This window comes from Streptomyces sp. NPDC093064 (assembly GCF_044754605.1).
In the GTDB taxonomy this organism is placed as follows: domain Bacteria; phylum Actinomycetota; class Actinomycetes; order Streptomycetales; family Streptomycetaceae; genus Streptomyces.
The window spans coordinates 33,897-56,428 of the sequence record NZ_JBIVPK010000017.1 but is presented as its reverse complement, the minus strand read 5'-3'; the positions used below and the strand labels follow the sequence as shown (position 1 = coordinate 56,428).

At 69.0% G+C, this 22,532-nt stretch carries 12 protein-coding genes and 3 pseudogenes; 5 read left to right on the top strand and 10 right to left on the bottom strand.

Annotated features, from left to right (window positions below; genetic code table 11):
• Positions 1 to 4: 4 nt before the first annotated feature.
• The 3 genes and pseudogenes from ACIQFZ_RS21535 to ACIQFZ_RS21525 form a co-directional block, all read right to left on the bottom strand.
• Complete coding sequence (locus tag ACIQFZ_RS21535; RefSeq protein WP_402691909.1) at positions 5 to 1,732, bottom strand: ABC transporter ATP-binding protein/permease; 1,728 nt, start codon at positions 1,730 to 1,732, stop codon at positions 5 to 7.
• A complete protein-coding gene (locus ACIQFZ_RS21530) occupies positions 1,729 to 2,898 on the bottom strand; it encodes a hypothetical protein (protein ID WP_402691908.1) in 1,170 nt (389 codons plus the stop codon). Before ACIQFZ_RS21530 ends, ACIQFZ_RS21535 begins: the two co-directional genes overlap by 4 nt.
• Positions 2,898 to 3,350, bottom strand: a pseudogene (locus tag ACIQFZ_RS21525) (hypothetical protein); the annotation flags it as partial. The pseudogene ACIQFZ_RS21525 and the gene ACIQFZ_RS21530, both read right to left, overlap by 1 nt.
• A 1-nt stretch (position 3,351) precedes the next feature.
• Here ACIQFZ_RS21525 and ACIQFZ_RS21520 point away from each other — a divergent pair.
• Positions 3,352 to 4,221, top strand: a pseudogene (locus ACIQFZ_RS21520) (hypothetical protein); the annotation flags it as partial.
• A 265-nt stretch (positions 4,222 to 4,486) separates the two neighbouring features.
• Here ACIQFZ_RS21520 and ACIQFZ_RS21515 read toward each other — a convergent pair.
• The 4 genes and pseudogenes from ACIQFZ_RS21515 to ACIQFZ_RS21500 form a co-directional block, all read right to left on the bottom strand.
• Entirely contained in the window at positions 4,487 to 4,990 is a 504-nt protein-coding gene (locus ACIQFZ_RS21515) for a hypothetical protein (RefSeq protein WP_402691907.1), read from the bottom strand.
• Complete coding sequence (locus ACIQFZ_RS21510; protein ID WP_402691906.1) at positions 4,987 to 5,607, bottom strand: hypothetical protein; 621 nt, start codon at positions 5,605 to 5,607, stop codon at positions 4,987 to 4,989. Before ACIQFZ_RS21510 ends, ACIQFZ_RS21515 begins: the two co-directional genes overlap by 4 nt.
• Positions 5,608 to 5,816: 209 nt before the next feature.
• Positions 5,817 to 11,528, bottom strand: a complete 5,712-nt coding sequence (locus ACIQFZ_RS21505; RefSeq protein WP_383060098.1) for a ThuA domain-containing protein — start codon at positions 11,526 to 11,528, stop codon at positions 5,817 to 5,819.
• Between the two features lie 368 nt (positions 11,529 to 11,896).
• A pseudogene (locus ACIQFZ_RS21500) lies at positions 11,897 to 12,023 on the bottom strand (ATP-binding cassette domain-containing protein); the annotation flags it as partial.
• Positions 12,024 to 12,273: 250 nt separating this feature from the next.
• Here ACIQFZ_RS21500 and ACIQFZ_RS21495 point away from each other — a divergent pair.
• Positions 12,274 to 13,431 (top strand): ROK family protein, encoded by a 1,158-nt coding sequence (locus ACIQFZ_RS21495; RefSeq protein ID WP_402691905.1) that lies wholly within the window; start codon positions 12,274 to 12,276, stop codon positions 13,429 to 13,431.
• Between the two features lie 490 nt (positions 13,432 to 13,921).
• Here the strand turns inward: ACIQFZ_RS21495 and ACIQFZ_RS21490 are convergent, their stop codons facing one another.
• The 3 genes from ACIQFZ_RS21490 to ACIQFZ_RS21480 form a co-directional block, all read right to left on the bottom strand.
• Positions 13,922 to 15,331 carry a hypothetical protein gene (locus tag ACIQFZ_RS21490; RefSeq protein ID WP_402691960.1) on the bottom strand — a complete coding sequence of 470 codons (1,410 nt, stop codon included), beginning with the start codon at positions 15,329 to 15,331 and terminating at the stop codon, positions 13,922 to 13,924.
• A 175-nt stretch (positions 15,332 to 15,506) separates the two neighbouring features.
• Complete coding sequence (locus ACIQFZ_RS21485) at positions 15,507 to 15,647, bottom strand: hypothetical protein (RefSeq protein ID WP_365423404.1); 141 nt, start codon at positions 15,645 to 15,647, stop codon at positions 15,507 to 15,509.
• 297 nt (positions 15,648 to 15,944) lie between these two features.
• On the bottom strand, positions 15,945 to 16,334 hold the full coding sequence (locus tag ACIQFZ_RS21480; protein ID WP_365423402.1) for a hypothetical protein: 390 nt from the start codon (positions 16,332 to 16,334) through the stop codon (positions 15,945 to 15,947).
• Positions 16,335 to 16,917: 583 nt separating this feature from the next.
• Here ACIQFZ_RS21480 and ACIQFZ_RS21475 point away from each other — a divergent pair.
• The 3 genes from ACIQFZ_RS21475 (at position 16,918) to ACIQFZ_RS21465 (ending at position 22,454) form a co-directional block, all read left to right on the top strand.
• Positions 16,918 to 17,895, top strand: a complete 978-nt coding sequence (locus tag ACIQFZ_RS21475; RefSeq protein WP_402691904.1) for a teichoic acid biosynthesis protein C — start codon at positions 16,918 to 16,920, stop codon at positions 17,893 to 17,895.
• 147 nt (positions 17,896 to 18,042) lie between these two features.
• On the top strand, positions 18,043 to 18,243 hold the full coding sequence (locus tag ACIQFZ_RS21470) for a hypothetical protein (protein WP_365423436.1): 201 nt from the start codon (positions 18,043 to 18,045) through the stop codon (positions 18,241 to 18,243).
• Between the two features lie 413 nt (positions 18,244 to 18,656).
• Positions 18,657 to 22,454 (top strand): beta-propeller fold lactonase family protein, encoded by a 3,798-nt coding sequence (locus tag ACIQFZ_RS21465; protein ID WP_402691903.1) that lies wholly within the window; start codon positions 18,657 to 18,659, stop codon positions 22,452 to 22,454.
• Positions 22,455 to 22,532: the final 78 nt, after the last annotated feature.

The following is a 22,532-nucleotide window of genomic DNA, read 5'->3' as shown; positions in this document are numbered from 1 at the left end:
AGCATTAGGCAGCCTCCTCGACGCGTCCCGCGGCCACCAGCCGGGTGTACAGCCCGCCCTGTGCCAGAAGGCTCGTGTGCGTGCCGGCCGCGTCGACGCGGCCGCCGTCCAGGACGACGATCCGGTCGGCGTCCCGTACGGACGCCAGTCGGTGGGCGACGACCAGGCAGGTGCGGCCGCGCGCCGCACGCAGCAGTTCGCGGCCGATGCGCGACTCGCGGCGCTCGTCCACCGCGCTCGTGGCCTCGTCCAGGACCAGGACCGGCGCGTCGGCGAGCAACGCCCGGGCGAGCGCGAGGCGTTGGCGCTGGCCCCCCGAGAGCGTCGCTCCACGCTCGCCGACCCGCGTGCCGTAGCCGTCGGGCAGCCGCGTGATCTCGTCGTGGATGCCGGCGGCACCGGCGGCTGCGTACAGTTCCGCGTCGGTCGCGTCGGGGCGGGCCAGGCGGAGGTTGTCGGCGACGGAGGCGTGGAAGAGGTAGCTCTCCTGGGAGACGACCGCGATGCCGCGCCGGAGGGAGGCGAGGGTGTGGGCGGTGTGGTCCGTGCCGTCGAGGGTGATGTTCCCGCCGTCCGGGTCCCACTGGCGCAGGAGGAGCGCGAGGAGTGTCGACTTGCCCGCACCGGAAGGGCCGACGACGGCCGTGGTGCGGCCGGACTCGGCGGTGAACGTGATCCCGCGCAGTGCGGGGTGTGCGGCGCCGGGATAGGTGAAGCGCACGTCGTCGAAGCGGATCTCGGGCGGTTGGTGCGGAGCGGGCTCGGTGCCTTCGTCGCGTACGGCGGGCGGCGCCGTGCGAAGCTCGCTGATGCCGTCGGCGGCCGAGAGGCCGAGGTAGCCCGCGTGCCATTCGCGCGACAGGTCCCGGATCGGGCGGAAGCACTCGGAGGCCAGCATCAGGACGAGGTACGTGCCGGTGGCGGCGGTCCGGCCGGACGCGGCCGAGGCACATGCGAGGAGCGCAGCGGCGACCGTGCCTCCTTGGACGGCCAGGTCCGTGATGCCGGTGTCGACGAGGGAGACTCGCAGCTTGGCGACGGTGGCACGGTGCAGGGCCGCCGACCGCTTCTCCAGGCGCGCCCGGGTGCGGGTGACCGCGCCGGCCGCCCGGAGCGCCGGCATGCCCTGGAGCGCCTCCAGATAGTCCGCGGACAGCGCCTCGTACGAGCCCCAGTGCTGTTGGCCGCGGCGGGCGAGCAGCTTGTCCCACCAGCGCGGGGCGAAGAGGGCCAGCAGGAGCGCGGGGGTGAGGGCGAGCAGTGCGTACGGTTCGACCGCCGCGACGGCGGTGAGGAGCGGGAGCGGCAGCACGCAGGTGACCAGGAGCTGCGGAAGGTAGCGGGAGACGTACGCGTCGACGCCCTCCACCCCGTCGACGAGTGTGGCGCGTACGGCTCCCGCGCGGCTGACCGTGCCCCGCAGCGGTCCCAGGGCGGCAAGGCGTTCGAGGAGTTCGTCGCGCAGGCCGATCCGTACGCGTGACCCGGCGCGGACGGCGAGGGTGCGTTGGCGGTGGCTCAGCAGGGCGCGGACTGCGACGGTGGCGAGGACCGCGGCCAGCAGGGCGGGCAGGCCGGAGATCTCACCGCGTGCGATCCGGGCCAGGGCCAGGGCGATCGGCACGGCCTGGGCGAGGTGGGTGGCGGCCACGGCGCCGAGCAGAGCGGTGGCCCCCAGGAGGGGGCGGCGCGCGATCCGTGCGGCGCGCAGCAGTTCCGGGTGGACCATCATGGCCGGTCGGTCCCTTCGGTGTGCCGGTTGCGGATGCCCAGGGCGAGGGCGTGGACGATGTGGGGCGGGCCCCAGGGGCCGTGCTGCCAGGAGCCGATGGGGCGCGAGGCCAGGCCGAGGTGGGCGGCGACCGCCTGGGCGAGGCCGATGCCGTGGCCCGCGAGCACGTGGTCCCGGCGCACCTGGGTGGGTGGTGCGTCGTCGGGGCAGCCGTGCGCCACCAGCAGCGCGCCGACGTGCGCGAGCAGTGACTGGCCGGCCGCCCGGACGGCCAGGTCGGCGGGGGCGGCCTCGCCCTTGGACGGGGGCACCGCGCCAGGCCGGCGGGCGGTCAGCAGGTTCCACGGGACGGGTGCGGCTCTGCGGGCGGTCGCCAGGACCTGTGCCAGCAGAGCCCTCGCGGGTACGCCCGGGAAGGGCGGCCGAGCGCTGCGGCGGGACGACAGAACGGTGTCGGGCAGTACGGGAGCCGCCGTGGGACGCCAGGTCTTCGTGCCGGGCAGGGAGCCGAGGATGTTCCACGACTCGCGGAGGACGGGCGGCGGGGTGTGGGGTGTCGGGAGGGGTGGGCCACCGGGGGCGTAGGCCGCCCAGCGGTCGAGGACGTCGGCCGGCCCGGGTGTCAGGCGTACGGCCGCGAGCGGGTGTTCCGGCTCGGCGCAGTGCCAGTCGGAGGGGAAGCCCGCCGCTGCCGCAAGGAGGGTGACGTCCGCGTCCGGGCACCACTGGGGCGCACCCGCGAGCGCGAGGGCGGCGGCCGCGTGTCCGGTGTCCAGGAGCAGCAACGGCCATGCCCGGTGGCCGTAGTGGGACACCGTGCGCCGCGCGGTGACGGTGAGGACCGCCACCGCGCCCGGCGGCGCGTCGGCGGGTACGGTGCCGCGCGCGAGCAGGCGGTGCCGTACGGGGTCGTAGGCGTACCGGCCGGGCGGGAGCCTGTTGTCTGGACCCAGCAGGAGGTGGGTGTTGACCGGGTGCAGTGCGCCGGCGGAGGCCGCGGGGCGCAGCCGGTCGCCGCCGAGGGACAGGCGCAGGAGCCGGTCCAGGTGCCGCGGGACCGGGTGGGGCTCCCCTGGCCACGGGGTGACCTGGTGGCCTGCCGGGATGTCGGGGCCGGGCGGCTGCGCGGAGCGGGCTCGGGTGAGGGCGGTGTGAAGGGCGGTCATCACATGTGGGGAGGTGGCGCGAGGGTGAAGTCGGCGGCGGTGGTGGGCGCGCTGGTGCGCCACTGGCGTGCCAGTGCCTGTTGCGCGAAGCGCGGGCAGCCCAGATAGGCGAAGGCCGCGGGCTGGTTCGGGACGAGGCCGGACACGAGCACGCGGGCGACACGCAGGGGCGTTTCGCGGATGCCCTCGGTGGTCAGGTCGAAGGTGATCACGCGGTGGCCGTCGAGGCGGGCGTTGAGGTCGGTGGGTGTGGTGGGTTCGACGTCGGTGACGGGGACAGTGCCGAGTGCGGGGTCGGTGAAGCGGCGGGTGTAGGGGGCCATGCGTGGGTCGAGCCACACCTGGACGTGGGCTCCCAGATCGCGTACGCCCGCGAAGTCCTCGCCGCAGGCGTCGAGGTAGCGCCGGTCGGGGCGGTGGTCGAGGTAGAGGCCGCGGGCCAGCATGCCCGCAGACCGCGGCAGATCGGTCCGGGTGCGCACGCGGGCCGGCGAACCGGGCGTGACGGTGCTGTGCGGCTCCGGCGGCCCGCTCGTCGTCCTACGGCACCGCGAGCCCGGCACGCTGACCGCATACCGCTACGACGACCTGCAGAGCGCCGCCCCCGCCAGTCCCCCCGCGTCACCCGTGTACGAGACGGAGCTGCCCGACCACGACGGCCATGGTGACGCCTACGACCGGCTCAGCGGACGGCTGTTCGCCGCCGCGACCTCCGGAGTGCACCGGGCCCGGCGCGACGGCGACCGCCTGCTCATGGAGGAGCCGATACCCTGGGCCGGGCCCGGACGCGGCTACTACCTGCGACTCGATCCCGTACGCCGGGCACTGTGGTCGTGCGTACGCGGCGGCCCCACCGACCCGGGGCAATGGCCGGAGTGGACCAATGACGCCTGGTTCCACACCCTCGACGGGGGCCGCACCGGTCGCGTGCCACTCGGCCCCGGGCTGGTCTTCCGGCTCGCAGTCGCCGCGCACCACATCGCGTACGCTCGTGTGCACCCCGGCGGCGACGAACTGATCCTGCTGACGGCCGAACTCTCGGGCGGCGAGCCCCGGATCATCGCCCGTCACCCGCTGCCGCCCATGGACGGCGCGCCGAAGCCCGGAGGAACGCCCTGGGACGGAGTGCAGCGCCGGGCGATCGCCGCCTCGCCGGGCGCCCCGCTCATCGCCGTCACCCGCGGCGGCCACGGCGAGGTCCACCTTTTCGACAAAACCGAGCCCTTGGCCACGCTCACCGTACCGACCCCCCTTGACGACGGCGGCCACCTGGCCCTGACGGCTCCGGGGGACCACGCCTGGGAGGACCCGGTAGGCCGCTGACAGCGGCCGTACCCCCGCCGCCGAAGCCATGACGCCACCCGGTTCCAGAGCTGGTACCGAGCCGGAACGGCTGGTGGGTAGGAGTCTTCGGGCCTGGCCACGTCGCCAACGGGCTCGGGGCCGCGGACTCTCCGCGGTCCCGAGCCCTTGCGTGACTGCCCTGCGCTGTACTCGCTCAGCAGATGCTCGAAGTCCAGCATCACCAGACGGTGGGTGAAGAACGACCGCCTCAACCACGCCTGCTGTCTCAGGGCCTTCTTCGCGATCACCGCCTCGCCAGGCGTCTCCAGGCCGCGACGCCGATAGCCGCCACGACGGCGATGACGCCGATCTTGAGTGCCATGCCGATCGGGTTCCCAGGGCCTGGCACGGCTGCCGCTTTCTTGGGTGCGGCGATGTCTCGCGCCGTCACGTCCGCCGTCGCTTGCGCCTTGGCAGGCTTGGTCGTGGTCACCGTGACACGCCACTGGCCGCTCGGCAGCGGCCGGGCGGAGTGGTAGAGGTTCTGGCCTTCGGGCGCCGAGTTGAGCCGGACCGGACCGAAGGAACGGCCGTCGGTGGAGGTTGCGACCAACGTCGCTGCGACGACGTCGCTGACCGGATGGCCGTCCTTTTTCCAGGTGACCAGCACGTTGATGTCGTGGCTGCCATCCCCGATCACTTCCAGGTTGATCGGGCCGCTATGGGCGGACGCCCCCGGTGCGCCGAGCAGCAGGACGAGCCCGGTGAACAGGACAGTCGTCGTGGCGTGCCTCCGTGTCATCTTCATGGTCCGTGGCTCCCTTCGGGTTCGTCGTCGGGGGCGAGTGCCCCGCTGCCGGGGGGTGCCGGCAAGAACACGTGCTGGTGTCCGAGGCCTGCGTCGGTGTTCGCGGCGTCGAGCACCGTGGCCCCGGTCGACCAGGTGAAGATCGCGTCGGCGCGCTGCCGTACGGCGAGGGCCACCACGGTCTCGCGGGTGGAACCGGTCAGTGCCCGCGAGGTTGCGTATGTGTCGACGGTGGTGGCGATCTGGCGTACGGCGGAGGCAAGGCTCGATCTCGCGACGTTGGTAGCGGTCTCGCCGGAGGGTGGGTCGGCGAAGGCCTCGACGGCTGCGGTGGCCGCACTCCGCCAACCCGCGACGTCGGCGGAGGTCACCGCAGCGGGTCGGGCGCTGCCGTCAGCGGGCATGGCCCGGTCCAGGCCCTCGAGCACAGGGACGAGCCGGTCGCGGGTCGTACGGGCCAGCTCGGTCAGGGTCTTGATCTGCGCCTTGTCCCGCTGGGCGGCCTCGACGCGAATCCGGTCGGCCGTCCGTTCGGTCGAACTCGCGCGGGTTCCGGCGAACACCAGGCCGCCGACGAGAAGCGCGCCGAGCGTGAATGCGGCCGCGAGTGTGAGCACTCGACCTCGGGTCGAATTCCGGACCACCGTCGGTTCCCTGCGTCGGCTGATGATGCCCACCTCCTGATGAACGTTGGACGTATGTACTGATGAGAGCGGAATGGGGCGGGTGCCCCACGACAGTTGTCACGGGGCACCCTGGTTGGTTCAGCGGGGTGCCGGGGTTCCTTTCGGTCGCCCGGCACCTCTTTCGGGGTCGCGGCCGGTGGTCAGCCCTTCGGCGTGCCGCCGTACTGAATGATCAGTGCGTCGGCGTCGCGGAGGAGCGTGGCCCGGACCTGGTCGTCGGAGACGTTCTTGTCGTCGTTGACGAAGGCCTTGAACTTCTCCAGCTCATCGATGGTCTTGTCGTTGGACTTGTCCTTGTTCTCGGCGTCGATCGCGCCATCGAGCCTGCCGTGGAGCTTGTGGGCGCCCAGCGGGGTGAGCTTTCCGGTGCTTTCGAAGCGGTCGATCAGGCTCGCGATGTCGGCCGTCGAGGTGCCGACGGTGAACTTCACGGTCTGCTCGGTCCGGTTGCCGGCCTTGTTGACGGCGGTGACGCTGAGCGTGTGCTTGCCCAGGTCGAGCTCGTGCAACGCCAGGACCGTGCCGGAGGCGAACGGCTTGCCGTCCAGCGTGCCGCTCACCGACGCGATCCCGGACCCGGAGTCGACGGCCTGCCAGCCGATGGCCAGGTCCTGGCTGTCGCCGTACTTCTCGCCGGCTGCCACACCGGAGACGAACACGGTCGGTGCCTTCGTGTCGATCTTGGCCGTGACGGCCTTGATGTCCTCCACATTCCCGGCCTTGTCGGTCGAGCGGTAGCGCAGCTCGTGCTGCCCCTCGCCCGTGACCGTGACCGTCGCGGTGTACGGCGTCCAGGGGCCGCCGTCCAGGGAGTACTCGGTCTTGGCCACGCCGGACGTCGCGTCCGCCGCGGTCAGCGTCACCGGCACCGCGCCGTTGTGCCACCCGTCGTCGTTCGCCGAGGCGATCTTCGCGGTGGTCATCGGCGCCGTCGCGTCCACCTTGACCGTGACGGTCTTGGCGTCCTCGACGTTGCCGGCCTTGTCGGCCGAGCGGTAGGCCAGCGCGTGCGAGCCGTCGCCGTAGACGATGACCGGGCCGGTGTAGGCCGTCCAGTCGCCGCCGTCCAGCTTGTACTCGGTACGGTCGACGCCGCTGCCCTTGTCCTCGTCGGCGGCGGTCAGCGTGACTGTGACCGGACCGGTGAACCAGCCGCTGTCCGGCTGTGCCGGGTCGGTGTTCGCGGTCGTCACCGGCGGCGTCTTGTCCTGCTCGACCGCCGGGGTGAGGTGGAAGTAGTCGAACTTGGCCGTCTTCGACGCCGTCTGGTTGACGCCGAAGGCGTACAGTCCGGCTCTCGCGTTCGCCGAGACGACGTCGTTCTTGACCGGCGTCGGGTTGCCGTTCGACGCGATCTCGGTCCACGTCTTGCCGTCGGCGGAGTAGTAGCCGTGGAAGGTGTCGCCTTCCTTCTTCAGTCGCAGCCAGGTCACGCCGCTGGTGAGGTTGCTGACCGCAGGCTGCGGGTTCTGGACCACGTCGCCGATTTCGCTGCGCAGCTCGAGCCGTCGGGCGACGGCCTCGCCGGGCTGGTTGTCGGTGACGAAGTCGAACTTCACGTAGTTGGCGTCGTCCTTGTAGACGATCAGGCCGGCCTGCTGGTACCGCTCGTTGAAGGCGCTGGCGTCAACCTTGGTCTCCAGCGTCCAGTCGCCGGCCGGCGCCCTCTGCACGATGAAGTTCTTCGGGTTGCTGTTGTCGGTGCCGTAGATGTCTCCCTTGGAGGTGTCGATCTCCAGGTTGCCACCGGTCACCCGCACGGCCGAGGGGTCGTGGCGCACGATCGAGTCCCAGCGGCACTGGTCGAGCGTGATGCCGTCGAACTCGTCGTTCGGACCCGGCTTGGTCGCCGTGTCGTCGGGGGTGATGTGGAACCAGTCGAAGTGGGCATCGATCACCGGACGGTTGCCGGTCCCGGCGATGGCGAACAGGCCGATCTTCGGGTTCTTGATCCCGGCGAGCGGCTTCGTCTCCGGCATCGCGGTGAAGTTGACGCCGTCCGCCGAGTAGTGAGCGGTCAGGTTGGTGCCGTCACTGATGAACCGCACGTACACGGTGTCGGGGTAGGCGTCCCCGAGCTGGGCCGTGTTACTGGCCGTCACCTCCTTGGGATCGCCGTTCTCCTCGCGGATGAACTGGAAGATACGGTTGGCGTGGTTGTCGGTGCCGCGGCCCTGCAGCACCATCTTGGCGTAGTTGTCGTCGTCGCCGTACAGGATCAGGCCCGCCTGCTGGTAGGCGTCGCGGGCATTGAGCGTGACCTTGGTGGTGGCCATCCAGGCGCCTGCCGGCGCCGGCTGCACGACGATGTTCGGCGAGCCGCTGTTGGATCCGTAGATGTCGGTGTTCGACGTCGGGATGACGAGCTTGCCGTCCGCGACCTTGAGGTCCTGGTTCTCCCGGATGACCGACCAGCGGTCATGGTTGAGCTCAGTGCCCAGGAAGTCGTCGGAACGTCCGCTCAGGCAGAGCGTGTTCGACGCCTCCACCTTGATCGAGATCTCCTTGGTCGTCGCCGCGCCCTTGGCGTTGGTCACGGTGACCGAGGCGGTGTACGTTCCCGGCGCGCTGTAGGTGTAGCTCGCGTTCGCGGTCGTCGGCTGCGGGGCTCCCTTCACCCCGAAGTCCCACTTGTAGGTGAGCGGCAGGTTGCCGTCGGGGTCGGTGGCCGACGCGGTGAAGTCGACCTTCAGCGGCGCGGTGCCCGAGGTCGGGTTCGCCGACGCGGTCACCACCGGGCGCTGGCTGTCGGTGACACCCTTGCCGATGAAGTCGACCCAGTTGGCATTGATCAAGAAGGCGTCGTCGCCCGCACTCGCCGGCTTGCGCACGACGAAGTACAGCGGGCCGCTGTCGGTCGACGCGTTGGTCAGCTTCATCGTGACATCGACGTACTTCTGCCAGCCGCCGGTGCCCGGCACATCGGCCGTCCCGACCAGCTTCCCGTTCTCCGGGTCACCCTGCCGGACCTGCACAGTCCCGCCGGAGTTGTTGGAGGCCACCCGCAGCCGGATCGCGTCGATGTTGGTCAGGTTCACCGGGTCGAACGACCACCAGTCGCCGTCCCGGATGTACCCGATGTTCAGGCCGCCGCCCAGCGGGTCGCCGGTGGTCTCCTTCTGAATGCCATGGGCAGTGGTGGCCTTGCTGTCCGACACCCGGCCGGTCGCCGAGAAGTGCTCGGCCTGCTTGTGCTTGGGCTGCAACACGACCTGACCCCGCCCGGTCAGCGGCTTGGCCCCGCCGGCGGCACCGTGGTCGGTGTAGCTGGCCTCGATCGCATAGAAGAGGTTCTCGTCGGCGCCGTGCCCACCCTCGTTGGTCTGCACGATGCCCTCGCAACCCTTGAGTTGGTCGAGGGGGTGACCGTGACCGTCATGGCCGAGGATCGCCTGGATCTGGACCTCGTTGCAGTTGATCTGGCCGTCCTCGGGATCCGTGACGGTGACCTTGAACTTCACCTGGTCGCCGAAGTCGAAGAAGCCTCCGTTCGGCGGCAGGTCCACCTTCACGGTGGGCCGGGTGTTGCCCGCGGTGATCGTCACACTGGCCTTGGCGGTCATGCCGTCGTCGTTGGTGACGGTCAGGACCGCGTTGTACTCGCCCGCCTTGGTGTAGGTGTGCGTGGGGTTGGCGTCGGTCGTGCCGTCCGTGCCGTCACCGAAGTCCCAGGCGTAGGTGAGCGCCTTGCCGTCGGGGTCCTTGGTCCCCTCACTGGAGAACTTCACGGTCAGCGGCAGCGGACCATCGGTCTTGTCCGCCGAGGCGCGGGCGACCGGCGGCCGGTTGCCCTTGACGTACTCGATCCGGTAGACGCCCGAGTCGGCGTTGTCACCGCCGAAGCCGGACCCCCACTCGATCAGGTACAGCGCACCGTCAGGGCCGAACTTGATGTCCATGGGCCGCTTGAAGCTCATGGACTTGAGAATTTGGTTGATCTTGACGAGCTTGGTGGTGTCCTCGTTCAGCTGGAACGAGAACATCTTGTTGGTGTTCCACTCGCCGAACATCGCCTTGCCGTCCCAGTACGCCGGCCACTTGACGTCCGACTTCAGGTCCGCGTCATACCGGTAGACCGGGCCCGCCATCGGCGCGCCGCCCTGCAGCTCGGGGAACTGGTTCGGGTCGGTGTTGTAGTGGTACCAGACCGTTGCCGGGATCGCCGGCGGCAGGTTGGTCAGCCCGGTGTTGTTGGGCGACTTGTTGACCGGGGCCGCGCAGTTGAACGCCGATCCCGACTTCTTGGTGGCGAAGTCGTACTCGATGTACGGGTTGTTGGGACCGGTGCAGTACGGCCAGCCGTAGTTGCCCGGCTTGGTGATCAGGTTCCACTCCACCGTGTTCTCCGGACCCCGCGTGGCGCTCGGAGACCCGGCGTCAGGGCCGTAGTCGGCGACCATCGGATTCCCGGTCTTCGGGTCGAGGCCGATCCGGAAGGGGTTGCGGAAGCCCATGCTGTAGATCTCAGGCTTCGTCTTCGCCGTCCCCGGAGCGAACAGGTTGCCCGCCGGCACGCTGTAGGTGCCGTCCGCTTCGGGGTGGATCCGCAGCAGCTTGCCACTCAGGCTGTTGGTGTTGCCCGAGGTGCGCTGCGCGTCCCACGCCTCACGGCCCGGCTGCTCATCGATCGGGGTGTAGGCGTCCGAGGCGAACGGGTTGGTGTTGTCGCCCACAGCCAGCCATAGATCACCGGTCTTGTGATCCATCAGCATGCCGCCGCCGTGGTGGCAGCACTCCGCCCGCTGCACCGGCACGTCGAGGATCTTCTTCTCGCTCGACATGTCGAGCGTGTCTCCCGTGACCGTGAACCGGCTCAGACGGTCCACGTTCTCGCCCACCGGGGAGTGGAACAGGTACACCCAGTGGTTGGAGTCGAAGTCACCATCCAGCACCAGCCCGAGCAGCCCGCTCTCATTGGCGGTGAACACGTTCAGGTGACCGGCCGTCACCGTGCCGCCAGTCGGCTTGACGACCCTGACGTCGCCCAGGCGGTCGATGTAGAAGACCCGGCCGTCCTTTGCGACGTCCAGCATCATCGGGTTCGACGTCTTGTTGTCGAGGGTGACCTTCTCGAAGCTGGCGCTCTGCGACGCCGCGCAGTCGGCCTTCACCACACCCGCGGCGGTCTTGATGCCGCCGAGGAGCATCTTCAGGAACTCCGGCTCGCTGAAGCTCTCCTTGGTGTGACCGAGCCCCGTGTACCACGACCGGCCGCCGTCGTAGTCCTGACACCACGTGGTCGGGTGGTCGATGCCCATCGTGCCGCCGTTGTAGGACTTCTCATCCATCGACTGCAACACGTGCACGGTGCCACGAGGGTTGGCCTGGTAGTCATACCACTCGTCGTTGCGCTTCCACGATGTCGGCAGACCCTCGGTCGACGGGTGCGCCGGGTCCTCGACCTTGACCGTGGCGTTCTGGATCGCCGGGTGCGACTTGAAGTACCCGCCGACGAGCTTGCCGTACCACGGCCAGTTGTAACCGCCGTCGGAAGCGGCGTGGACGCCGGCGAAACCGCCGCCGCGCTGGATATAGCGCTGGAAGGCGTCCTTTTGGTCCTGCGTGCCCAGCGGGTCGCCGGTCGTGGACAAGAAGATGACGGCCTGGTATTGCGCCAGGTTTTCGTCGGTGAACGCCGCACTGTCCTCGGTGGCGTCGACCGCGAAGTCGTGTTCCTGGCCGAGCTTCTGAATGGCTGCGACACCGTCAGGGATCGAGTCGTGTCGGAATCCGGTGGTCTTGGAGAAGACGAGCACCTTGAAGGCAGGTGCCGCAGTGGCGGCGTGCGCCGGCGACGCCAGGGCCGCCGGGGCGACCAGCGACAGGATGGGAAGGACGAGGGCAAACGCCATCGTCGCGGCTATTCGGCGGAGGGTTCTATGTCTGTGGGCCACAGCCGTTCCTCTGGGGCTCGGGGGAATGTGGACTCATCGGGCCGCTTGCTGGTTGGGGTGCGCCGGGGGCTGTCAACGTCAGCGCCCCGCCCCACGTTCTGGGGTCGTCCGGCCGCACATGCCGGGCTGGGGCCGGGACGGGGTCAGGGGTCCCCTCGTAATGCGGTACGGGGGGTCTCTTGCCGGGACTGAGGGACACCCTCAGTGGATGGCTCCTAGCCACTCGCGGTTGACGAGGCGAGCAATCGCAGGAGCTTTACGTGCATGGACGGCCCCTCCCTCTGCGGTCCGACATCGCCGGACCACGGTCCATCGGGCCACGGCGCATCGCCGCGGCTATGGATCTCACCGCCGTCCGGCTGATGCACGCCGGCGAGAACCTTGATCAGAATTGACTTTCCGAGGCACCGTTCCGCCCGAGCCGACAGTGCACCTCACCGGGAGTGTCTCCAGGTCAACGCCATCGAGTGCTCGGGCCCCGGGGAACGTCTTGACGCCCTACACCCGCAACCGCGGCACGGTCACGTGGTCCCCCAAGGTGAGATCCATGTCCAGATTGGCTTTGTTTAGTCGCTGAACTTAGAGCGGGAATGTGGCAGTGTCAACACCTATGAAGGGTGGAGACTCGGCAGGACCCGGGAACAGAGAAGTCATGGCCAGTCCAGCCCGGCAAGAAAGCCTGCGGACCCGAAACCTGTCGCTGGTGCTCAACCAGATCGCCGGCGCGGCGGAACCGGTGTCGCGTGCCGACGTGGCAGCGGCGACCGGACTGACCAGGGCCACCGTCTCGGCTCTGGTCGACGTCCTGATCGAGGGTGGTCTGGTCGGCGAACTGGAACCACGCAAGACCAGGCCGACGGGCCGCCCGGCGACCGGATTGGTACTCGCCGACGATCGAGCGGCCGGACTCGGGCTGGAAATCAGCGTCGACTACATCGCAGCATGCGTCATCGACCTCGCCGGAGGAATCCGGTACCAGGAGGTTGTACAGCAGGACCAGCGGGGGCGGACCCCGCGCGAGGTGCTGAGCACCGTCGCCGACATGGCCGCGACCGCGATCACTGCGGCCGAGAGGCTGGACTTGACCGTGGCCGGTGCGGGCGTGGCCGTTCCCGGACTGGTCGACAAGGGGCTGCTGCGCCTGGCACCCAACCTCAGCTGGCGCGATGTCCACATCTCGTCTCTGCTCGCCCGGACCGGAGCTTTGGACGGGCTGGCGATCACGGTCGACAACGAGGCGAATTTCGCCGCGCTGGGCGAACTGCGCATGGACCGGGGCGCCGCGCCCACCGATTTTCTGCATGTCTCGGGCGAGATCGGGGTGGGCGCCGGCATCGTCATGGGCGGTGCGCTGTTTCGTGGCGAACACGGCTGGAGCGGTGAGATCGGGCACATGGCCATCGGAATGGACGGACCACCATGTCAGTGCGGCGCCCACGGCTGTCTGGAACAAGTGGCCGGCCAAGAGGCCATCTTGCGGGCCGCCGGACTCCCCCTGCGGGCCGCCACCTCCATGGGGGGACAGGCTACCGTCGGCCGCATCGTGCAGGCGGCCGAGGCGGGCCATTGGCAAACCCTGGCGGCGCTCAGGCGGGCCGGCCGCGCTCTCGGCATCACGATCGCCGGGGCCGTCAAGCTCCTCGACATCGGCTGCGTCGTGCTCGGCGGCATCTACGCACCGCTGGGGCCCTGGATCCAGCCAGAGGTGCAGCGTGAGGTCGATCTTCGGGTGCTGTCCTCATCCTGGTCCCCGATCCGCGTCCGGATCTCGCTCGCAGGCACCGACGCCTCCGTGCTCGGGGCCGCGAGCTCGGTCATCCGGACCATCATCGATGACCCGTCCACGTGGTTGCGCAGATAGAAATCGAGCATTGACGAGAACCGCCGCCGCACGATGGCAGAGTCGATTCGGAACCAGCCAGTCGATGTCCCCGGCCGCGTCCGCGCGGGCCTTTATCTGCTGGAGGGCTCGGGTGAACACGCGGTCCAGGACGTGGCGGCGGAAGCGGGTGTACACCGTCGATGGTGATCAGTGGCCGTCGGGCAAGGGCTGCAGGGGTCCCACGTGGTGCCGTCACGAGCGTCCTTGCGCCCTCGGACGATGCCGGTGAGGGCCTCCAGCACGACGCGAGGTAAGCGCGGGCCGCGGCTCGGGGCTCAACTCGGCTGAATCTGCCCGTGATCCGTGCCATGACCTGGTCGAACATCGCCCACCAGCGGGCAGGGTCCACGCTATGACCTGCGGCCACCGCACGGCCTTCAGGGGTCCACACAACCCCCGATGATCACACGGTGGCCTTACCTGTTCCCCAGCCGGATCCGCGACAAGATCGCGAAGTCGGACTGGAGTATTAGGGGGCTATGCCGACGCCGTTGATACGGCTCCACGTCTTTTCCTGCGTCGCGGTCATGGCAGGCCAGTGAAGTCCGTCCGGACGGGCGGCGACGCGCGAGGCGTAGGGCGCGGGGCGGAAGGCGGGTTCGTAGAAGCATCCTGTGCCGTAGACGCGGTCGAACGAAGTGCACGCGGCTCCGATGGAGTTCGCCGTCGGCTTCTTCCCGGTGCGCACCCAACTGTTCAGGGCCGAGAGGGAACTGGCGTACTCCGAGTTGCTGAGCTGGCTGTGCTCGTGCTCCTGGGTGAACGTCTGCACCAGGTACCTGTCCCGGTGAGCACCTTGGAGAGTGACGTGGTAGGCCGCTTCGTGCTCGACGAACGCGGTGGGGTCGTCGATCGCGTGGAGGGTGAGTATGGGGATGGCGACTTTGCCGGTGAGATCGCTGTCATAGGACAGATCCCGGGTAGCGGTCGGGTCGGCTGAGAAGCGCTCGACTGCGGCGTTGAGGGCCTTGTCGTCGTGGGATCCGGAGTACCACACGCCTTGGTTGCTGAACGGATTGCGGTCGCCGAGGCGGTTGTGAACGATGTCGCGGAAGGTGAAGGTGGCAAAGCGCAGGTGCGACTCGAGGGTGCGTTCGGGGATATTGGTGACGGCGAGGATGTCGTCGAGGTTGCGCTGCTGCAGGACGGTGCGGTCCTGTGGGGCGGAGGCATAGCCCGTGCACTCCTGCAGACGGGCGCGCAGTCCGGTGGTCGTCATTGTGGAGTCAGCGCGCAGGCCCTGCCACAGCGGGTACTGCGGTTCGGTGGGCCGGGGGTGATTGTGGCAGTAGTACTGGTAGACAACCCGCAGATCGACACGGTAGTCGTAACCGCGGGAGCCGCCCGCCAGGACCCCGCTGGTGAGCAGGGCCCCGTCGTAGGGGCCGTTCTTCTTACCGTAGAGGTCCACGACCTTGGCGGCCACGTCGCCGCCCCAGGATTGACCGTGCACGTAAGTCCGTTGTGGTTGACCGAACGTCGAGACGAATAGGCGGCGCACGTTTTCCGTGTCGGCGGCGGCCATGCGTGTGCCGTAGCCGCCACGGCGGTAGGACGAGCCGGCCCAGGCGTAGCCCTGGTCGACCATGACCGACCAGCGCGCCAGGTCGTCGATGCTACGCGTGGGGTCGGAATCGGCGCCCAGGTCAGGGCCGCCGTGAGCATGTACGACGAGGGAGCCGTTCCAGTGCTTGGGGACGGCAATCGCGTAGTAGGCGCCGTTGACATCCTGGCCGGTGTAGCACGTGGCCTTGTCTGTCAGATCAACAGGACATGCAGCGACGGTTGGGTGCTGGACGTTCGCAGCGGCCGGCGGGGCGCTGGAGAGGGTGCCGACGAGTACACCTGTGGCAGCGACGGCTAGGGCTGCGCGAAACAGCCCGCGGACTCTCTTGCCTGCTTGCTGTGATGCGTTGGACCTGATCAAGCTCTTGCTCCTTGTCCCTACGCGGTGTGTTCTGGCGCCGTGCGCTGCGATGCTAGGAAGGAGCGGACTGCTGGACTAGGGCTCGATCTTTTTGGTCATAGTGTTTGCATGCGGAGCCGGTGTCGGTTCAGCGCCGCAGAGGGACGGCGGAGATCTGGACGACCTGCAGCTCCCCCGAGACACCCCCGAACTCCACCGACCCCCCGATGAGGGGCTGTTGAGCCAGCGGCTCCAGCAGCGTGACCCGTCGCAGCAGCGCCGACGGCATCCCCGCGCACTGTCCGATCCGCCGGCGCTGCTCTCGTTCCAGCCCTCCTCAGTGCTTCGGTCCCCAGCACCTTTTTTGAACTGACGCTGCACAATCGGATCCACTTGAGCCGTCCTGGTTGGCCGGAGTGCTGCTGGGAGGTGCTCGATGCGCTGATCCGCGAGCGCATCACCCCTCCCCCGCGTCAGGTGGTGGTCGACTGGTGCGGTGACCGGCAGGTTCCACCGGGTCGATCCGGACTATCCGGCTGAGGATCGAGGGCTACCAGCCCCCATGGCGTGGATCTTCCCGGTCAGCTCACCACCAGCCGCCGCAGCCACTCGAGTCGCAGGCACGCATGTAGACGCCGTAGGCCCCCTTGTACGTGTACAGCTTCCCGAACTTCATCTTCTTCTGCTCGCGCCGGCCGGACTCCCACTTGATGAGCATCTGGGCCCACACGCCGTCCTCGCTCTTCCACCAGCGGAACTTGCCGTTGTAGCCACCGTGCCCGTCGCACTTCCAGTTCTTCTCCACGCCGATGTTCCGGCCCTTGGGGGACCACAGTTCCCCCACACCGTGGCCCGACTTGCACGCCGCCGCCGTGGTGTCGGCGGTCGCCGCGTGGGCCACCGGGCCGGCGAGCACGCCGAGAGTGAGGGTGGTGATGCCGGCGAGGACGCCGAAGCGCGTGCCGATCGTCCGCATGTCAGTACTCCGATCTTGAGTGAGGAGGGCGGTTCACGTCCGCCGACGGCCGTGCTACCGAGCGGACACCACGAGGGTGCGGGGCGGGCGCGCACACCGGCAACGCTCGCCCCGCAATTGACGACACGACGGGACGGGACGCCCTCCGACCAGCGGAGACGACGTTCGGGATGACTCGTTCGAGGGAAGCTTCGCCTCTCCGGGCGATCAGCCCCGCACGTCCAGTTCCCACAGGGCATGCCAGAGCTGGGTCTCGTGGCCCTGCAGCAGCCGGCCGTAGTGCCGGGCCAGGGTCGCGCGCTGCAGCTGCAGCGAGGGTCAGGGAGGCCGATCAAGAAGTCAGAAGGTGCTGACCGCGATCCGCGCCGCGCGCTCCGAAGTCCGCGAACCACAACAGCGAGGTCAGCCAAGGCGGGCGAAGTCCTCTCCACCCGGTCCGGGGCGGCCCCGGACGACACCACTTCGCGCCTGGCCTCCGGGCAACCGGACAGCCAACTGCCCACCGAGACCCGGTACTCACACCACCCTGTGACGGATCGCATCACGTGTCCGTGCCCTCCACCCATGCCCCCTGGAGTCGCCCGTGAACCGCACCCCTGGCTTCCCCCTCTCCCGCCGCGGCCTCCTACGCACCGGCGCCGGCGCCTCGCTCACCGCGCTCGGGCTCGGCGTCGGCGCGCAGACCGCCTCCGCCGCGGTGGCCACCACCAAGCGGTTCGATCTCACGCAGCCGTCGTACGACCTATTCCGTTCCAAGAACACGCACGGTCCGCGGGTCCAGCAGAGCTTCGCCTTCGACTGGGTGAACAAGTACCTGTTCGTGGCAACCAAGCGGAGTGGAAGCGCCGAGTCCGCCGGTGACCTGTGCATCAACAAGATGGACTTCGCCGGGAACTACATCTCGTACATGCACCTCAATGGCTTCGGCCACGGCGTCGCCTTCGCCGCGCTGCCGAGCGGTTCCGGCACCGAGCTGTGGATCGAGTGCGCCACGAACACCAACGGGTACGGCACCGCGCTCGCCCCCATCCGTTACACCGCCAACACCACCCCGGGCTCGCCGGCTGCCTCGGCCGCCTACCGGCCGATCTCTGGGGCCACCGAGTACACCTGCTCCGTCGACCCGGTCTACCAGCGCATGATCGTGCGCTACCACACCAGCGCCGGCAAGCGCATCGCCGTGTACCCCCTCTCCGCCTTCGAGACGCGCAGCTTCGGCTCGCCGCTTGTCGACTTCAAGCAGCCGACGATCTCCGGCACTCCGCAGGGCTACACCCTCTACGGCTCGTACATGTACTACCTGACGGGTGACGCGTACCCCGGCGACGGCACCCCCACCGGCGACGGCAACTCCTACGTCACCAGCATCGACATCAACACGGGCACCGTGAAGCAGGGCCCCGTCCTCACCAAGGCCGGCTCCACCCTTCACTACCGCGAGCCCGAGGGCCTGGCGATCTACCGCACCGACGCCGGCGAGGCCCGCCTCTTCATCGGCTTCGCCACCGGCGTGGAGGGCGACCGGCGCTCCAGCATCTTCTACAAGAACGCGCTGGTCTGAGCCGTGTCCGCCCGGCGGCCAGTCGTCGGCCGCCGGGCACCAACCCTCGGTCAGGCGTCCCAGGCGACCGGCAGTCGTCCGAATATCTCCGTCGCGGCACCCGACGACACCGGACCCGACAACGCACTTGCCTAACCTCGCGCTTTCATGAAGCGGGCTGTCCGACAGGTGGTCCGCGAAGGCGTCCATGATCCAGGCAAGGTCCTGCTGGACGTCGCGCTGACGGCGTATCCCGAGGCGGCAGCGGAAGCAATGGCGATCCGTCCCACGACCCACAAGGATCTCGACGTCTTCGTCGACATAGTCCATGCCTCGTTCGGGCGCTTCCCGGACGCGCCCGCGAGGTGAGCGGCGATACCGACTAGCTCTGGGTGCGGCTGCTGGACGTCCCGCGTGGTAAGCGGATCGAAATCGTCGACGGCTTCGCCTGCCTGCTGCCCCGCCACCGACCAGCCGGCTGCCGGGCCGCTTCGGGCCGAAGGCCGGCCGCTTGACGTGGGTCGGTGCACCGAGGTCGACGACCAGGTCGTTGGCGCCAGCGGCGAAGGTCATGTTTGCGTCGATGAAGAGCTGTCTTACCGTCATATTACTAAAACATAACGGGTCTAGCCCAGACGTGGGGACGCGTTCATGCGTACGACAGCGTGAACCGCCTTTCCGGTCGCTTGTGGCGAGGAGTCTCGCAACAGCCGGAGGGGCACGCTCCGGTCCCTCCCCGCACTGAGCGGGGCAAACGGAAGTCCACGGAAGGGACACGAACCGTGAGATGGACAGGACTCCTGCGCGGACAGGAACGCAGGTCACGCAAGCCGGTGGTGGCGGCGGTCTGCGCCAGCGCGCTCGTCATGGGCGGCGGACTGGCGGTCGCCGTCGGCGGGTTCAATCACGCGGGCCCTCAGGGCGACGGCACCGCGTACACCCCCGCGGGCTGGCGGGTGACTCCGGCCGGTACGCAGAAGGCCGCCGGCTTCTTCCCGGCGAACGCAGTGCTCTCGCCCGACGGCCGCGCGGTCGTCGTACCGAACATCGTGCGCAATACGCACGGCAAGCAGACCGTGCAGGTACTCGACGCCGTCGACGGCAAACTGCTGCAGGAGTTGGAGCTCGACACGTCGAACTCTTCCACGCCTCAGGGCGTGGCGCCGGGTCTGGCCTTCAGCCATGACGGCAGCCGCGTCTACCTGGCGACGGCGAGCAAGAACGCGATCCTCGTCCTGGACTGGGACTCTGCCGCGCGCAAGCTGAGCGTGAACAAGTCCCTTCGTCTGCCGCAGGGCTCGTACCCGCAGAATGTGGCGGTGTCCCCGGACGACAAGACCGTCTACGCGACGGGCCAGTACTCCCGCTCGCTCATCGCCGTCGACGTGGACTCCGGCAAGACCCAGCAGGCGCCGGTGGAGCTGTACCCGTACGGGGTGACGCTCTCGCAGGACGGGCGCACCGCCTACGTCAGCAACCAGGGCGCGAAGACCGTCTCGGTCTTCTCGGTCGACGGCCTCACCCTCACCCCGCAGCCCGCGATCACGGTCGGCACCCATCCGAACGTGATGCTCCTCGACGCCGACCACCACCGCCTGTTCGTCGCCAACGGCGACAACGACAGCGTGTCCGTGGTCGACACCGACAGCAACAAGGTCATCGACACGATCTCGCTGGCACCCTTCAAGGGCGCGCACGGCGGAGCGCAGCCCACCAACCTGGCGCTCTCCCCCGACAAGGCCACGCTCTACGTCACCAACGGCGGCAACAACGACGTCGCTGTCGTCAACGTCTCCGACCGCGGCGAGTTCGGCCAGGTCAAGGGCCTCGTCCCGACCGGCTGGTACCCCACCGGTGTGCAGGTCACGCCCGACGGCAAGCGGCTGCTCGTCACCAGCGCCAAGGGTCTGGGCACCGGCCCGAACAAGGGCACCGACCCCTCGAACCCGGACAACCACCCGTACGTCGAGAACCAGTTGCAGGGCTATCTGTCCGTCGTGCCGGTCCCGGACGCCGACCAGCTCGCCAAGTACACCCGCCAGGTGAGCGAGAACAACGGCTTCGGCGACAAGAACAAGGTACGCGGCTTCGACGGCAAGACGCCCGGCACCATCGTGCCCCGGAACGTCGGCGACTCCTCGCCGATCAAGCACGTGATCTACGTCGTCAAGGAGAACCGCACCTACGACCAGGTTCTCGGCGACCTGCACAAGGGCAACGGCGACCCGTCCCTGGCCATCTTCGGCAAGGACGTCACACCCAACCAGCACAAGCTCGCCGACCAGTTCGTCACCCTCGACAACTTCTACGTCAACGGCGAGGTCAGCCAGAACGGCTGGCAGTGGGCCACCCAGGCCAGCTCCAACCCCTACAACGAGACCGGGACCGCGCAGGGCTACGGCGGCAACGGCTCGGAGTACGACTCCGAGGGCTACCACCCCGACGTGGCGGCCGCCGGCGCCGACCCCGACCACGCCTACCTGTGGGACAAGCTCGCGCAGAAGAAGGTGCCGTTCCGCAACTACGGCCAGTTCGCGGTGCCGAGCACCTGGATCGGCCAGGACGAGAAGGTCACCTGCGCCAAGGGCGACTTCTGCGCGCACGACCCGCTGCTGGACGCCTCCACCAACCACACCTACCCGTGGTACGACATGGGCGTGAGCGACCAGCACCGCTACGACCTGTGGAACAAGGAGTTCCAGGACTACGTCGCCCACGACAACCTGCCCAGCATGCAGTTCATCGACCTGCCGCGCGACCACACCGCGGGCGGGGCGACGGCAAAGCAGCTCGTCGCGGACAACGACCTGGCGCTCGGCAAGATAGTCGACACCGTCTCGCACTCGAAGTACTGGAAGAACACGGCGATCTTCGTCGTCGAGGACGACGCCCAGGCGGGCCCCGACCACGTCGACGCGCACCGCACGATCGCCTCGGTCATCAGCCCGTACACGCAGACCGGCAAGGTCGACTCGCACTTCTACAGCCAGGTGTCGATGCTGCGCACCATGGAGCTGTTCCTGGGTGTCGATCCGATGTCGCAGTACGACGCGGCCGCGCTGCCGATGATCTACTCCTTCACCGACAAGCCCGACTTCGCCCCGTACGGCGCGGTCGCGGCGCCGAGCGTCACGACGACCGTCTCCGACCCGATCCTGAAGCCTGGTCAGACCGTCACGGTCACAGGCAAGGTCTCCAACCCCGGCAGCACCCCGCTGACCGGTGCGAAGGTGCAGCTGACCACCCCGGACGGGTGGAAGGCCACTCCGGACGGCCAGTCGGACCTGGGCACCGTCGCCCCCGGCGCGGACTCCACGCTGACCTGGAAGGTCGAGGTGCCTTCGGGGGCCACGCCCGGTCAGCAGCGGTTCACCGTGCGGGCGGACTACCCCATCAACGGCCACATGACCGGCTCGCAGCAGGCCACCGTGGAGGCGGTCGTACCAGACCCGCACATCGCGCAGGTGCCGCAGGCCTTCGTCGCGAACTTCTCCAGCAACAGCGTCTCCGCCGTCGATGTGTCGACCGGTAAGCGCATGGCCGACATCCAGGTCGGCTCGGCCCCCGGCACGATCGCCGTCAGCCCCGACCACACCAAGGCGTTCGTCGCCAATCAGGGCTCGAACACCGTCAGCGTGATCGACGTGGCCGCCGACGCCGTCGTGTCCACCATCCCGGTGGGCAAGACCCCGGCCGGACTCGCCGTCAGCCCCGACAACAAGACCCTGTGGGTCAGCGCCTACGGCGACAACGCGGTGCAGCCCGTCGACATCGCGACCGGCAAGGCAGGCGCGGAGATCGCTGTGGGCAGCGGCCCGGAGAACCTCGCGCTCACCCCGGACGGCTCCACGCTGTACGTCGCGAACAAGGGAAGCGACACCGTCACTCCGGTCAAGACCGACTCCCGTACCGCCGGTACGGCGATCAAGACCGGCAGCCAGCCGTTCGGCATCGCCATCACGCCCGACGGCAAGACCGCGTACGTGACCGACATGGGATCCGGCGACGTCACGCCGATCGACCTCGCCACCGGTACCCCGGGCGACCGGATCAAGGCCGGTGCGACGCCGTTCAACATCAGTATCTCGGCCGACGGCAAGACCGCCTACGTGGCCAACACCGGCAGCGACAAGGTCACCCCGATCGACCTCGCGACCGGGACCGCCAAGCCCGCGTTGACCGCCGGCTCCGCCGCGAGCGGTGTCGTGGTCTCGCCCGACGGCGGCACGGTGTTCGCCACCGCGGCAGGTGAGGGCAAGCTCGTGCCCCTGTCGACCGAGACGGGCAAGGCCGGCACGCCGATCCAGGTCGGCAGCTACCCGATCTGGGTGTCCTACGCCCCACCGGTCGGTTCCCAGCCGGCCGTGCGGCAGCAGCCGCTCAGCCAGACCAGCCCGACCACGAACCCGTCGGTCTTCCCCTCCCTGGCCATGACGCCGGAAGAGCTTTCCGGAGAGCCCGACCAGGCCGACTCCTCGGCCCTCAACGAGGAGATCTGGAAGGCAATCCGCGGGCAGCACAGCAAGATGCCGGCACCGCAGCACCACATGTACGCGAACGTGCCCGGGGCCGAAGACTGACCCCGCGGTACTGACCGCACGGCAAAGCGGCGCCGCACTCCTTGGCGAGTGCGGCGCCTCGCCGCATGTACGTCGAAG

Coding starts and splice junctions, on each gene's coding strand:
- ACIQFZ_RS21535 (WP_402691909.1), bottom strand. CDS start 1,732: ATGATGGTCCACCCGGAACTGCTGCGCGCCGCACGGATCGCGCGCCGC.
- ACIQFZ_RS21530 (WP_402691908.1), bottom strand. CDS start 2,898: ATGACCGCCCTTCACACCGCCCTCACCCGAGCCCGCTCCGCGCAGCCG.
- ACIQFZ_RS21515 (WP_402691907.1), bottom strand. CDS start 4,990: ATGAAGATGACACGGAGGCACGCCACGACGACTGTCCTGTTCACCGGG.
- ACIQFZ_RS21505 (WP_383060098.1), bottom strand. CDS start 11,528: ATGGCGTTTGCCCTCGTCCTTCCCATCCTGTCGCTGGTCGCCCCGGCG.
- ACIQFZ_RS21485 (WP_365423404.1), bottom strand. CDS start 15,647: ATGCCGTCGGCGCTGCTGCGACGGGTCACGCTGCTGGAGCCGCTGGCT.
- ACIQFZ_RS21480 (WP_365423402.1), bottom strand. CDS start 16,334: ATGCGGACGATCGGCACGCGCTTCGGCGTCCTCGCCGGCATCACCACC.
- ACIQFZ_RS21470 (WP_365423436.1), top strand. CDS start 18,043: ATGAAGCGGGCTGTCCGACAGGTGGTCCGCGAAGGCGTCCATGATCCA.